This window comes from Granulicella arctica, from assembly GCF_025685605.1.
GTDB classification, from domain to species: Bacteria; Acidobacteriota; Terriglobia; order Terriglobales; family Acidobacteriaceae; genus Edaphobacter; species Edaphobacter arcticus.
In genome coordinates this window covers 3,998,002-4,012,521 of sequence record NZ_JAGTUT010000001.1, presented here as the reverse complement: position 1 = coordinate 4,012,521, position 14,520 = coordinate 3,998,002, and the positions used below count along the sequence as shown (strand labels likewise).

The following is a 14,520-nucleotide window of genomic DNA, read 5'->3' as shown; positions in this document are numbered from 1 at the left end:
TTTATCGCGAGAACCTGCTAAGAGCTAGAAGTTATCGGCAAGAAATTTCTGCACCTCGGCGAACTCCTGGTCTGAGAGCTCAAAGCTTGCAGCCGGGATGACGCCATCGACCTGGGAAGCGCTGCGACCACCGACGATTGCCGCGGTGACTGCAGCGTTCTTGAGTGTGCAGGCAATGGCGATGACGCCAGCGTTGACGTTGTGCCTTGCGCCAATCGTCGTGAGGAGTGCCGCCAACTCGAGGTTGCGGGAGAGTTGCGGTTCCTGGTAGTTCTTTGCATTCCTCCGGAAGTCGTTTGCGGGCAAATTAGCTACACGTTCTTTGGTCATCGCGCCGGTGAGCAGGCCGGAGTGCATGGGCGAGTAGTTGATGACGCCGATGTCGTGCTGCAAACAGAAGGGGAGAATTTCTGCCTCCACAGCCCTGTTGATCATGGAGTAGGGCGGCTGCAATGAGGTGACTGGAGCAATCTTCAAAGCTCGTTCCAGCTGTGCAACGCTGAAGTTGGATGCGCCAATCCAGCGCACCTTGCCCTCGCGCTGCAGCTCAGCCATGGCGGTCCAACCCTCTTCTACCTCTTCATCGGGAACAGGCCAGTGAATCTGGTAGAGGTCGATGACGTCTACCTTCAGGCGACGCAGGCTATCCTCTGCCTCACGTTTGATCTGCTTAAGGCTGCGATCGATCTCGCGCTTGTCGTTCCAGATCATGCCGCATTTTGTGAAGATGTAGGGCTTTGCCGAAGCTCCTGCAACGGCCTTCGCGACGATCTCTTCGGAGTGGCCCAGGCCGTAGACGGCAGCCGTGTCGATCCAATTCACTCCCAGTTCGAGGGCGCGCTGGATCGCCTTTACCGATTCAGAGTCGTCCTGCGGACCCCACGCAAACGACCAGTCGCCGCCGCCGATGGCCCAGGCACCGAAGCCTATACGCGTGATGTTCAGATCCGAGTTGCCGAGCTTCTTCGTTGCCAGTTTCGTCATAGCTGGTTAGACGTCACCCGGCCCGTTCAAGCCTCAATCAAAAACTCGCCGTTGCGCATTATCTGCTCTTCGCCATCAGCGTCACCAAGCCAGATGTTGAAGCCCAGGCCTACAACGTCGATGTGGGTGGAAGACTTCCATTGGGCTCCAGTGTGAGCGCCGTAGGGATCGCCAAACGCGATGTGCACGCCGGGAAACTTCTCATCCTGCAGGATGTTGCCGATGACGCGTTCGACACCGATGTTCGTACCAATTGCGAACTCGCCGACGCGATCCGAGTTCTCATCGGTGTGGGTGTAGGCCCAGAACTCCCGTTCGAGGTCCTTGTTGGCACACGCTATTTTGGTGATGCGGTTTCCTTCGATGTTGATGGTCAGCGGCGTTTCGCGCAGGATGCCGTACCGGGCGCAGAGGAAGTCGCCAACGACCCCGTCGACTACGAAGACCCCGTTCACCTCGCCTGGAGCCGTGAAGCACTCGCCGCCGGGCAGATTACCCCACTTTTCCGTACTGATGATGCCGGAGGTCTTGAACCACTTGTAATCCGGAGACAGCGTTGCGTGGATGTCCGTGCCCGCGTCTGTTGTGGCGCGCACATACGTTGCGGCGCGAACCTTGTCGAGGACCGCCTGGCTGAGGCGATCGATAGCAAGGAAATCTGCCCGCATGCCCTGCATCATGATCTCGGCCGTGATGTTGACCATATGGGCGTGGCGCATGCGGCGCCGGTTGACGACATCCGTCATCTGCATGCGGCTGTGCAGCTCATTCGGCTGAACGACGACCGCGAAGATGCTGACCTGAGACGTCTCCATGTCCTCGAGGACCGATGCAGGCATCCCGTTCAGGGGCCGGGAGGCCTCGGATTCGAGAACAAAGGCGTTCCAGGTGCACCCTAGTTTGTCGAGTTCGCTGCCGAGGGAGGCGGCGATGACCAGGCAGCTTTCATCCGTAATCAGGGTTACCTTTTCGTCCGGCTGGATGCGGAGGCAGGTACTTACCGCGTTTCTTGCCCCGGGGATAAAGCCTTCGGGAAACGGTACGGAGCGAAGTCTCTCAGCTCCCTGCAAGTCCTGTTGTGTGCTCATCGCTTCATCTCGGGTCCCTGTTGCGACATCTATGGTCATCAAAATCCTCAATCCCTGTTACTTAACAGATGCGCTACAGATCGGCTTTGGTCTCGCTCGCCATAAAATCGACCACACTTTTCAAGCTGTTCGTCTCACGGAAGACCCTGAGTTGGCGATCGGCACCTGAACCCTGCTCCAGCATGGTGTGAATATAGCCAATCTCCTCACGACTGCCGAGTTCGTCAAGCACGTCATCCACGAAGGCAAGGTACTCGAGGATGAGCTCGCGCGCTGGAACCTCTTCCTGCTTGCCGAAGTCGATCAGCTTGCCGTCGAGACCGTAGCGCACCGCCCGAAACTTATTTTCCATCAGCAGGGCGCGGGAATACTGGCGGAAGTCAATGTTGCGCTCATGCAGTTTGTAGAGCTTGCAAGCCGTCGCCTGGATGAGCGCCGCGATGGCGATCGTCTCTTTCGCCCGCATCGGGATGTCACAGATGCGCACTTCTACGGTGCTGAAGAAAGGGTGCGGCCGGATGTCCCACCAGATCTTCTTAGCGTTGTCGATGCTGTTCGTCTTGACGAGCAGGTTTACGTAGCTCTCGAACTCGGAGTAGCTCGCAAAGCTGTCGGGCAAATTGGTGCGAGGAAAGTTCTCGAAGACCTTGGCACGGTAGCTCTTGTAGCCGGTATCCATACCAAGCCAGAAGGGCGAATTGGTCGAGAGGGCAAGGATGTGCGGCAGAAAGTATCGCAGCGAGTTCATGATGCGAATTGCTGCCTCGCGATCTTCAATGCCGACATGGACGTGGAGGCCGAAGATGAGGTTGGCACGGGCTACGAGTTGGAGATCTTCGACGACCTGGAAGTAACGAGGGTCAGGATAGATCTCCTGCACACGCCAATCGGCGAAGGGATGCGTGGCTCCGGCGACAAGGACTAGGCCATGCTCCTCCGCAAGGCGGATCATGTTTCTGCGCAGATCGAAGAGGTCTTCCTGCGCATCCTGAATGTTCAGGCAGACACGGGTCCCTACCTCGATGACGGACTGGTGCATCTCCGCCTTGACCCGTTCCTCAAGGCGGAGCTTTCCCTTTGCGAGCATCTCTGTAGCAATATGCGAGCGAAGATCGCGGGTCTCCGGATCGATGGTTTGATATTCCTCTTCAATGCCGAGCGTGAACGTAGGCCGCATTCGTACTCCTCTGTGTTGCGTTTTGAAGCATCCTACTCCGGTTGAAGCTTTTACTCGGTCTCCTTTGTAGCAGCCTTCTTTGCAGTCTTAGCTACGACTTTCTTTGCGGCCTTGCGCGCAGGTGTCTTTGCAGTGGCCGCTTTTATTACCGGCGGAGCAAGAAAGCCTGCCCAGTTCAGCTGCGGCTGAAAGCTCTCGGAGGCTTGAGCCTTCTTCACCGCCAACTTCGCGACACGATCCACAATCCAGTCGAAGCTTTCGCGTCCGACGGAGTGCAGGTCCGCATCCGGTGCCGGATTCATGAAGTCGATGGCGTACGGGATGCCGTCTTCTACCGCGAATTCGACTGTATTCAGGTCGTATCCCAGGGCGCGGCAGAGCGTGAGGGCGTCCTGCTCGACCCGCTTCAGCAGCTTCTTGTCGTACTCAGGCGCGTCGAGGAGATAGCGCTCGTGGTGCGGCCGGCGCGGATCGTACGGCATAATCCGTACCTCTTCCTGGCCGACTACGTAGCAGCGGAAGTACTCTTTGAAGTTCACGGCTGCCTGGAGGGTCATGCAGAGATCACGCGTCTGATCGTACGCATGGAAAAACTCCTGAGGGTTGCCCACGTGGAAGACATCGCGCCAGCCGCCACCATCATGCGGCTTGAGGAAGGCTGGGAATCCGATGTAGTCGAAGATCTCGTCCCACTTCAGCGGGTACTCGAGGTTGCGCACGGAACGCTCGTTGATCTCCGGCGGAAACATCTTGTGCGGCAGCAGAACCGTCTTCGGCACGGCCACGCCAAGCTTTGAGGCAAGGGCGTAGTTGAAGAACTTGTCATCCGCCGACCACCAGAACGGGTTGTTGATCACCTGCGTCCCAGTGAGTACAGCATTTTTCAGAAAGGAACGATAGAAAGGCATGTCATGCGAGATGCGGTCGACGATCACGGTATAGCCCGAGGGGACGGCCTCCTTGACGCCGCCAACCTGTACGAACTCGGCAGTGATGCCGTCAACTTCCATGGAGTTGATCTTCTCGACCAACGCTCCCGGAAATGTATTCTCCATGCCGAACAGAACACCAATCTTCTTCATGCAAACTCCATATAAAAAGAGTGAACCAATGATTGTTTAAGGATTATAGGTAGACCCGAATCATCTTCATCCATTCGGGCCAATCGTGAAGCGACCCCTCTCCCCAGACATCGAGGCGGACAGGAATACCTTTGGATCGCATCAATTGGGCCATATTTTCGGTCTGTCCGCGGCATATATCGTGCTCGCCTGTGGCCAGAATGTAGGTGTTGTGCCGGTAACGATCCAGATACCAGGAGTCGCTCGCGTTAGGAAGGTAGTGCGGAGGAATGTTGAAGTAGCAGTCGTTATCGTAGTAGCCACCGAGGAAGTTGGAGAGGTCGAAGGCTGCTCCCATGGCGAGGAACGCCTTGAAGACGTCAGGGTGCCGAAGGGCGATGTTGGCCGCATGGTACCCACCGAAACTCGCTCCAAGGGAGGCAAGCTGTCCCCAGTTCCCTAACGCCCTGACCAGGGGTACCACCTCGTCCATGATGTAGCTCTCGTACTGTACGTGGCGTGCGATGCGCCAGCGTGCACCGACGTTCCGGTTGTACCAGCTTTCAGCGTCGACGGAGTCAACGCAGATTAGCTGGATCTCACCGCGTTCGATCTGTTCGGCTACCGCATGCACCATACCGCGATCTTCAAATTCGTAAAAACGACCACAGGATGTAGGGAAAACGATGGTCGGCAAGCCAGCATGGCCGAAGACCAGAAGCTCCATATCCCGCCCGAGGCGTGGGGAATACCATTTGTGCCATTCGCGCTTCACGATTCCCCCTCTGCTACCCTTGATGTAATCCTAGCGTAATGGAGCAACATCTTTCGCATTGACCTTTCGCCCGAAATCGGCTCCAATCAAGCCCGCAATTCTAGCGGATCGTCCTCTCTGGTCTGAGAATCCAATCCGGGTACCGGATGATGACTCGACCATTCCCAGGCTTGAGAGCTACCAGTTTCATTCTGAGATTTTGCCGGACCCAGACCACCGGATGGTCCTCGTCTATCTGCCTGAGCAGTATGCAGCCGAACCCGATCGACGCTTTCCGGTCTTCTACCTCCATGACGGGCAGAATCTCTTCGATGGGCGTACCTCCTACGTAGCCGGGCGCACCTGGGAGGCGCAGACGACCGCTGACCGCCTCACTGCCGCAGGCGAGATCGAACCGGTCATCCTCGTCGGCATCGCGAATACCGGCGTACGCCGCATGGCAGAGTACACCCCGACACGCGATTTCAAGATGGGCGGCGGCGAAGGCCGAGCGTACGGCAGACTGCTCTGCGACGAGTTGAAGCCATTCATCGATCGAAGCTATCGGACCAAGACGGAGGCACACGATACGGGGCTTGGAGGCTCATCGCTCGGCGGCCTTATCTCCTTGTTTCTAGGATTGGAAAAGCCCGACGTCTTCGGGAAACTAGCGGTAATGTCTCCCTCGGTGTGGTGGGATCATCGCAGCATTCTCAGCTTCGTCAATCAAGCACATCCCAGGCCTGCGCTGAGGATCTGGCTCGATATGGGGACAGCGGAGGGAGCCCGGCATGTTCGCGACACCGACCTGCTCTATCGCCTACTGGTTCGCCTTGGATGGAAACCGGGCTTCGACCTCGCCTTCATGGAGGCTGAGGGTGCCGTGCACGACGAGGCCGCGTGGGCGCAGAGATTCAACTCGGTACTGCGGTTTCTGTTTCCCGGGACGTAACGTGCGGGATGCGCAAGTTCGAGACTCGGGATACTCTTCGTAACGTAGATATCCTTACGTCTGGAAGTGTTCCTCTTGATCAATCGACGGAAGCTGCTGCAGAGTGCCGGTGCCCTCCTCTCCACCTATTCAGCGACTACACTTGCCTCTCCGCGTAGCACGGGTCAGCCCCTGAATATCGACCTGCTGCGTCAGCCGGATAGTGCTCGCGTGTTTCTTGGGGACGCCACAGACACCGCTCATGCGCTGCAGCGAAGCGGGACGAACTGGTCGGGTGCTGGAGTCGATGTCACCTATGATCCGGGTCACGAGAAGGGATCAGTACGGCTGGCTGCACCCGCCGTCGCCGTACGCAGAATCCACCTGCGCTGGAATCTCACCCTGAACGACCGGCTTCTGATCCTGGGAGACGCGTGGGAGCGCAGTTACGGTGAGCTTGCATGGTCGGGCATACTGCCGGAGCGCAGCCTGCCCTGGTACTGCCTCGTACATGACGGCGCGACGACCATCGGTTTCGGCGTGGAGGTTGGTGCGGCAGCGTTCGTCTTCTGGCAGGTGGATACGAATGGAATTTCACTCTGGCTGGATACACGCAATGGGGGCAACGGCGTTCATCTTGGCGATCGCCAGGTCAGTCTCGCGACCCTCGTCACGTACGAGAGCCAGGCGGGAGAGAGTGCGTTTCAAGCCACGCGAAAGCTCTGTCGCACGATAGCAGGAAAGATCGTTCTACCGTCGCACCGTGGTCAACACCCGCTGAAGGCCATCTATGGAAGTAACGACTGGTACTACGCGTATGGGAAGAACACCGCCGAGGGCATTCTGCGCGACGCTGACCTTATCCGCGAACTGTCACCTGCAGGTCCGGTTCGCCCCTTTACCGTGGTGGATGATGGCTATCAGGATCTGAAACGGTTTCCTGATATGCGGAAGCTTGCCGACGATATTCGCAGTCGAAACGTCAGTCCGGGAGTCTGGGTTCGACCTCTACGTGCCGCTGCATCTACGAGAGCATCGTTGCTTTTGCCTGTAGCTCGATACGGCAGGCACGCGGGCAGGTCCACAGATCTGGCCTTCGATCCGACAGTTCCGGAAGCCCTCGATGCTGTGCTCAGCGTCGTACGTGAGGCTCGGGCGTGGGGATATGACCTCATCAAGCACGACTTCACGACCTACGAGCTTCTAGGCCAGTGGGGCAATGAGATGGGGGCTTCGCCTGCCGTTGACGGCTGGAGCTTTCAAGATCGATCCAGGACGAGTGCGGAGATCATCTCCGCACTCTACAAGGACATCCGCACGGCCGCCGGAGAAGACCGCATCGTCATTGGCTGCAATACCGTCGGCCATCTCTCCGCTGGCATCTTCGACGGCCAGCGCACCGGAGACGATGTAAGTGGGCGCGACTGGGAACGCACGCGGCGCATGGGCGTAAACACTCTCGCCTTCCGCCTGCCGCAGAATGGCATCTTTTTCGCTACCGACGCGGACTGTGTCCCGATCACCGCCGACATACCGTGGAGTCTTACGGCGCAATGGCTCCGTGCTGTAGCGGCCAGCGGATCGGTGCTTCTTATATCCCCTGAGCCAGGTTCAATCGGCAACGAACAGAAGGAGGCGATACGCGCAGCCTTTAGCCTATGCGCCTCGTCATCCGAAGCGAGCGTACCCGCCGACTGGATATCGAATCGAACGCCCTCTGACTGGACCGTCAAAGCTGACCATCAACGATATGACTGGCTATCCACGGAAGGCGCCAGTCCTTTCCCTCTCTAACTACTTGTTGCAGCTAACGAGCGCTTAGAACCCGACCGCCGAAAGCACGGTGATTGACGATCACGTCAGTAGCTGTTGAAATTCAAGACCTGATGACACGGAAGATCGCGCAAGGCACCAAAAAACTCCGCACCCTGGCAAGTCTTGCCACCCTCTTCGTCATCCCCTCGGTGCTGGTCGCGACTCGTGAGGCCGTATACGCCGCGGAGCACACGAAGCCAGCCCAGACCGCGACGCCCCAGCAGACGACAGACTGGCCGGTATACGGTGGGCAACCTGAGAACGATCACTACTCCAGCCTCACGCAGATTAATAAGAACAACGTCAGCAAACTGCAGGTCGCGTGGAGCTTCGACAGCAACGAGGTCGGCGGCCTGCAGACGAGTCCACTCATCGTGGGAAGAATGCTTTACGCCTACACTCCAACGCAGAAGATCATCGCCCTCAACGCGGCTACCGGCAAAACAGTCTGGACCTACGATAGCGGTGTAAAAGGAACGCAGCCCGGCAGGGGCCTGACCTTCTGGAAACAAGGTGCGGAGACACGTCTTTTCGCCGGCGTGATGAACTTTCTCTATGCCCTCGACCCCGCCACCGGTAAGCCGATCGATTCGTTCGGTGAGCACGGTCGCATCGACCTTCGCAAGAATCTGCGCGGGGACTATCGGGAGCAGTCCATCGTGCTGACCACCCCCGGCGTGATCTACAAAAACCTCATCATCGTCGGCGGCCGTAATCCGGAGACACTTCCCTCACCCCCCGGAGATATTCGCGCCTTCGACGTCCGCACCGGAGCGCTTCAGTGGGCCTTCCACACCATTCCTCATCCCGGAGAGTTCGGCTATGAGACCTGGCCTGAAAAGGCGTATCTCACCTCGGGCGCAGCCAACAACTGGGCTGGCATGGCCGTCGATGTAAACCGAGGCATCGTCTATGCACCCACTGGCTCTTCGGTCTCGGACTTCTATGGCGGCGACCGCATCGGCGATGATTTATTTGCCAATACTTTGCTTGCTCTCGATGCAGCTACGGGCAAGCGTCTATGGCACTTTCAGGGCGTCCATCACGATATCTGGGATCGCGACTTTCCTTCACCTCCGTCGCTCCTCACCGTCCAGCATGATGGCCAGCGCGTCGATGCGCTGGCCCAGACTACGAAGCAGGGCTACCTCTACCTCTTCGATCGAGTGACCGGCAAACCCCTCTTCCCCATCGAAGAGCGGCCGGTACCGGAATCAAACGTTCCCGGCGAGAAGACCTCCCCGACGCAGCCACGACCCACTCACCCAGAGCCGCTCGGACGCCAGATCCTGACCAACCAGATGCTTACCGAACGTACCCCGGCGGCTCATCAGTTTGCGTTAGATAAGTTCCAAACCATGCGCAGTGAAGGGCAGTTCGTTCCGCTAAGCGTGGGTAAGCAGACGATCGTCTTTCCAGGATTCGACGGGGGTGCAGAATGGGGTGGCTCCGCTGTCGATCCGCGCACCGGTGTGATCTACGTCAACACTAACGAGATGGCCTGGACCGGTGGACTTGTAGAGAACAAAGGCAGCGCGTCAGCGGGCGAGACGACCTATCGTTCTCTCTGTGTCGTTTGCCACGGCGTCAACCGTGAAGGCGCACCACCAGCCTTCCCTTCGCTGGTCGGCGTCGGGCAGCGCCTCTCGGATAGTGAAATCTCCAGCACCGTGCGACAGGGCAAGGGGAGGATGCCAGCCTTTACGAGCCTCAACGACGAAGCCCTCACGGCGCTACTGGAATATGTTAAGCACGGGCCATCCTCTGCTCCCGGAGCGAAGAGCGACAAGGTAGAACTTGCCTCAGCCAACGCTGCGAACGGTCAGTCCTACGAGTTCACCGGTTATCGCAAATTTCTGGATCAGGACGGATATCCCGCCATCTCGCCACCGTGGGGAACGCTCAACGCGATCGATCTAAATACCGGCAAGTATCTCTGGAAGATTCCCTTCGGTGAATATCCGGAGTTAGCTGCTTCGGGTATGAAGAACACAGGCTCTGAAAATTACGGCGGCCCAGTGGTCACAGCGGGTGGCTTGCTGTTTATCGGTGCCACGATCTACGACCGAAAGATGCATGCCTACGACAGCGAGACCGGCAAGCTCCTCTGGCAGTTCGAGCTACCGCTCGCCGGCCTCGCAACGCCTGCAACCTACATGGTCGACGGCAAACAGTACGTCGTCATAGCTGCCGGTGGTGGCCGTGATCCTAAGTCATCGTCAGGCGGAAGATACATAGCATTTGCGCTGCCTTGAACACCCGTAGTTCTACTTAGCGCACATAAAAATCGAGCAGGATCACCCGCCAAAATCGATTCAGCCATGCTTTGCGCGCTTCCGGTCTGTGTTACATTTCACTCATGTCACCTTGCCTACTGTTGTGCTTCCTCCAGGTATCCAGCGTCTCGTTGTGCGAGACCTGTCCCTGTCGATGTTGCGCGTAGTACTCGGGCCTCGGACTACCTACACAATCGATAGCTGACCTGTTGCACTGAGCGAACTGTCTCCGTCTCCACGATAGAACTTCATCTGAAGTCGCGTCGTCATGGTCCCCGCAACGGTTTCAACACCAGGCAAATGCTTCAAAGTCTCAAAGCTATGGGCCGCATTGCACCTCCAGGTGCATGTAACTCCAACAGACGATTAGGAAACTTAAATGAATCTGCGACACCGAGCCATGATGTCCTTCTTGCTCTGCCTGCTTGTCCTGCTTGTTCCGTCGATGCATGGGCAGACGTTGACCAGCGCCACGATCGTCGGCACCGTGACCGACTCCTCGGGTGCCCCGATCGCAGATGCTACCGTCCGGATCACCCAGGCGGAGACCGACACAGTCCGCACTGCGAAGACCGGCGCCAGTGGTGACTATCGCTTTCCGTTTCTCAAGCCGGGTGACTACACGATCACTGCCGAGAGCTCCGGCCTTGCAGCAACCTCGGTTCGCCTGGTCCTGCTCGTCGGACAGGAAGAATCGATCAATCTTGCGCTCGGCGTTCAGGCTGTCCAGCAACGCTGCTGTTTGCCCAGGTCCCCCACCTCACGATGGATGACCTTCTCTCAAGCGGCGGAGGTCGCGGCGGCGGTGGCATCCTGTCCCCGGACGGCCTCAACTTTGCCGTACAGGAACGCGGACAGATTGCTCTCCGCCCAGTAACAGGTGGAGCAGAGCATGTCGTCGCGAGCGCGCCTGCTGGCGCATCGGAGCTGCGCTGGTCCGCAGATGGCAAGCATCTTGCCTTCATCAGCGAAGGCGATGTTTGGACCGTAGTGATCGACGGGGAAAAACCCATCCGCCTGACGCACGACCCTGCCGGTGCCGGCGACCCGCGTGGTGCCACCGACCATCATCCACTCTGGAGTCCGGATGGTCGATGGATCCTCTACGAGTCGGGGCGGCATGGCTTCAACGAGCTTTACGTCGTAAACACCGATGGCACGCAGGAGAAGCTGCTCGCTGCAACCGAGATCTACAAGGGCGCAGATGTGATCGGCGACAAGACTCCGGACGGTGGCGATGCAGTATCCTCCGACCGCTTCGACCCTGCACCTGCGTGGTCCCCCGACGGGACACACATCTCCTACACGGAACGATCCCGCGCGTTCTTCTCCGGCAAGCTGAAGTCACTCCGCTTCGACACAAAAACAGGCTCTGCCGCAGGACCAGCGCTCGATCTCTACACGGCGAAGAATGATCCCGGCGGAGCCTGGGCCGTCAACACCGCAGCGTGGGCTCCCGATAGCAGGACGCTCGTCGTCGTGCTGCAGGACTCCGGCTGGGACAAGCTCTGGCAGGTTCCGGCGACGGGCGGCAAGCCTAAGCCGCTCACGACAGGCACAGGGGAAGACGAGAGCCCCGTCTACTCGCCAGACGGACGTTGGATCGTCTTCACCTCGAACCGCGACGCCGCCGAGGAGCGGCATCTCTGGATCATGGCTGCTGCGGGTGGCCCAGCGCGCCGACTGACCGCACTGCACGGGATCGAGAGTGCGCCACAGTGGTCGCCTGATAGCAAGCGGATCTACTTCTCGCATGGCGATGCGCTGCACCCACCTGCAGGCTACGTCGCCGATGCGGACGGGCGAGGAGAAGCAAAGCCGCTCGAACCGCTTCCTTCGTCTAAGTTCGCAGAGCTTGGCATCGTGCCCGAAGTAGCGCATTTCAAGGGCAAAGCGGGCCTGCCGCTCACCGGCATCCTGTACAAGCCTCTGGGCTACCGATCTGGCACAAAGTACCCAACGGTCATCTGGGCTCATGGTGGGCCAGAGGCTGAAAACCTACTGAGTCTCTCCCCATGGTCACTCTTCCTCGCGCAGGAGGGCTACCTGGTCTTCGAACCCAACTTTCGCGGTGGTACTGGCTACGGCGAGCGCTTCCGCAACAGTAACGTGGAGGACTCCGGCGGCGGTGAGATCGACGACATCGGCGCGTCCGTGCAGTACCTTGTCGATGCCGGACTAACCGATCCGCGACGAGTCGCCATCGGTGGCGGCAGCCATGGTGGAACCGTCGTAGCCAATGCGGTGACAAAGCTACCCGACACCTTCGCCGCTGCTATCGAGATGTTTGGCGTAGTCGATCGCGCGCTTTTTCTGCAATATACAAATCGCAACTCGAAGATCCGTTGGGAGACGAAGATGGGTGGCCCGCCAGCGGAGAAGCCTGCGGTCTATCGCAAGGCAAACATCCTACCCGATGTAGCCGTGATCAAGACACCATTGCTAATCCTTCACGGCGAGGAAGATCCGCAGGTCCCACCGCAGGAGTCGATCAACTTCGTAGCCGCGCTCAAGGCTGCAAACAAGACGTATCTCTACACAACTTACCCGCACGAGGGACATGGCTTCCAGCAGCGCGATCACCGTCAGGACGCCTATGAACGTCAGTTAGCCTTTTTGAAGCAGTACCTGCATCCGGACACGAACTAGGCCGACGCTCGACTCTTCTTCATGTCATCGCTAAGCAGAATGGCGTCGGCGATCTCCCGCATCGACCGGCGCCGCTGCCGACTTTCGCGCTGCATCAGCCGATAGGCCTCATCCTCGGAAAGATTGAGATCCCGCTGCAGGACACCCTTGGCACGATCGACAGCCTTGCGCGTCTCAAGGCGGTCCGAAAGCTGCGAATTCTCAGTCTCCAACCGCGCTCGTTCAATCTCCGCGCCAACAAGAAAGCCGATCATCGAGAGAAGTCGAACCTCGACCTCGCTATGGCTATACGACAGCCGGTGCTGCAGGTTGATGACGCCAACGACGCGCGTAGCGCAGAGAACCGGCGTACACAGCATCGCCTCGAAGGCATCCTCTGGAACATTTTTGAACGGCGTAAAACGAGGATCATCTGAGGCCTTCGAAGCAATCGCCACCGGCTCACGATGCTGCGCCACCCAACCGGTAATTCCCTGCCCCAGCTTGACGTCGAGCCGGTCTACCAGATCGGCGTGAGGATTGCGCGAAGCACGCAGAACAAGCTTCTCGTCCTCAAGCACGTAGATGAAACAGGAGTCACACGGAATCATCGTCGCCACAAAATCGACGATACGATCAAGCACCGTATGAAGCGGGTCAGCAGCAGCGATGCGACTCGATATCTCGTGTAGAAATTCGAATGAGTTGAGTCCGTCGGTGAAGCCTGCCATCGTTGGCGTCGATTCAGCCACCTTGCGAACTGAGCGCGGAGGCCGTGGAATGCTCGCGGGCGTTGTCGGTAGATGCTCTGTAGGCAGCTCTTCAGGAAGCAGATCGAAGCCGATCGAAGCAGCCCGCTCACGCTTCTGTCGCAACGTTTGCGCAGAGTATTGAGCGGCCTCGTTGATCAGGAAGCCCATCTTCGGGCGGGAGGGTTCGAAGTCCGGCGTAATGCCGTAGTGCAGTAGTTCAGCCGTGGTCGTCGGCCCTACAGAGACGACGACGACCGAACGCAGCCCGCGCATCAGGTCCGCGACGGCGTTCGTCTGCTGTGCCACGATCATCAGGTGAATAATCTGCACCGCCGTCGTGAAGAGAATGATGTCCACCTTGCCATGAGCAAGTTCCTGGATACACTCCCGCAATGGCTGCAAGTCAAGCGGCAAGGCCCACTGATAAACCGGCACCTTGATGACGGAGGCAGTGCGCTCCGTCAACTCCGCAAGCAGTTCCGGGTTTGAAGCGCCATACTCCTGCAGGGCCACACGCTGTGTTTGGAGCGTTGCGCCGAAGTAGCGCTCCATCGCTTCGAGCAATTCGTGCCAGGTGCTGGGCTCTTGCGCACTTGCTACCGACTGGATCTTCAACTCGCGCAGCGCCGCCTCGGGCTTCGATCCGCGAGTAACAATCTTTACCCTGCGGAGAGCTGCAAGGAACGTCTCGCGCTCGAACTTTGTCTCGACGATCTCGAGGAGAGCCCGTACGCCAACACCTGTCAGGAAGATGACAACGTCGATCTCGCCGCGGATGAGCCGCTCTGCGAACTCGAGCGCCTGAACGTTCGATTCCAGTTTGACCTCGCGCATCGCTGGCACCACGAAGGGTTCGCCCCCGTAGGTGCGGATCAGCTTCTCGACTTCTTTTGCACGACGTGACTCAAGCGATAAAACTCGTAGTCCATCGAAGCTTGCATGCGCCATGCTCTACACCATGTAGCTCTCTAGATACACTTCTACCTGACTCTGACACCGGCAGTTTTTGCCGGTTTGAGCGGTTCCGAAGCAATCAATATCGGGCTTATGGTGC

At 58.4% G+C, this 14,520-nt stretch carries 11 protein-coding genes; 5 read left to right on the top strand and 6 right to left on the bottom strand.

Annotated features, from left to right (window positions below; genetic code table 11):
- Window positions 1-24 precede the first annotated feature (24 nt).
- From OHL20_RS17055 to OHL20_RS17035, 5 genes are all read right to left on the bottom strand, one after another.
- Entirely contained in the window at window positions 25-984 is a 960-nt protein-coding gene (locus OHL20_RS17055; protein WP_263384382.1) for an aldo/keto reductase, read from the bottom strand.
- Window positions 985-1,010: 26 nt separating this feature from the next.
- A complete protein-coding gene (locus OHL20_RS17050) occupies window positions 1,011-2,072 on the bottom strand; it encodes an aminopeptidase (protein WP_263384381.1) in 1,062 nt (353 codons plus the stop codon).
- Between the two features lie 73 nt (window positions 2,073-2,145).
- Window positions 2,146-3,249, bottom strand: coding sequence for a carboxylate-amine ligase (locus OHL20_RS17045; protein WP_263384380.1), 1,104 nt, complete (start codon window positions 3,247-3,249; stop codon window positions 2,146-2,148).
- A 50-nt stretch (window positions 3,250-3,299) separates the two neighbouring features.
- Complete coding sequence (locus OHL20_RS17040; protein ID WP_263384379.1) at window positions 3,300-4,331, bottom strand: ATP-grasp domain-containing protein; 1,032 nt, start codon at window positions 4,329-4,331, stop codon at window positions 3,300-3,302.
- A 43-nt stretch (window positions 4,332-4,374) separates the two neighbouring features.
- The gene (locus OHL20_RS17035) at window positions 4,375-5,085 is read right to left on the bottom strand and encodes an esterase family protein (RefSeq protein ID WP_263384378.1); all 711 of its coding nucleotides are present in this window, start codon (window positions 5,083-5,085) and stop codon (window positions 4,375-4,377) included.
- A gap of 58 nt (window positions 5,086-5,143) precedes the next feature.
- On the opposite strand from OHL20_RS17035, the gene OHL20_RS17030 reads away from it, so the two are divergent.
- The 5 genes from OHL20_RS17030 (at window position 5,144) to OHL20_RS17010 (ending at window position 12,735) form a co-directional block, all read left to right on the top strand.
- Entirely contained in the window at window positions 5,144-6,016 is an 873-nt protein-coding gene (locus tag OHL20_RS17030; RefSeq protein ID WP_263384377.1) for an alpha/beta hydrolase, read from the top strand.
- A 75-nt stretch (window positions 6,017-6,091) separates the two neighbouring features.
- On the top strand, window positions 6,092-7,789 hold the full coding sequence (locus OHL20_RS17025) for an alpha-amylase family protein (protein ID WP_263384376.1): 1,698 nt from the start codon (window positions 6,092-6,094) through the stop codon (window positions 7,787-7,789).
- 92 nt (window positions 7,790-7,881) lie between these two features.
- Window positions 7,882-10,065 (top strand): outer membrane protein assembly factor BamB family protein, encoded by a 2,184-nt coding sequence (locus OHL20_RS17020; RefSeq protein WP_263384375.1) that lies wholly within the window; start codon window positions 7,882-7,884, stop codon window positions 10,063-10,065.
- Between the two features lie 400 nt (window positions 10,066-10,465).
- A complete protein-coding gene (locus tag OHL20_RS17015) occupies window positions 10,466-10,963 on the top strand; it encodes a carboxypeptidase-like regulatory domain-containing protein (protein WP_263384374.1) in 498 nt (165 codons plus the stop codon).
- A complete protein-coding gene (locus OHL20_RS17010; RefSeq protein ID WP_263384373.1) occupies window positions 10,852-12,735 on the top strand; it encodes a S9 family peptidase in 1,884 nt (627 codons plus the stop codon). Before OHL20_RS17015 ends, OHL20_RS17010 begins: the two co-directional genes overlap by 112 nt.
- Here the strand turns inward: OHL20_RS17010 and OHL20_RS17005 are convergent.
- On the bottom strand, window positions 12,732-14,414 hold the full coding sequence (locus OHL20_RS17005; RefSeq protein ID WP_263384372.1) for a uroporphyrinogen-III synthase: 1,683 nt from the start codon (window positions 14,412-14,414) through the stop codon (window positions 12,732-12,734). The two genes, OHL20_RS17010 and OHL20_RS17005, sit on opposite strands and share 4 nt — an antisense overlap.
- Window positions 14,415-14,520 lie beyond the last annotated feature (106 nt).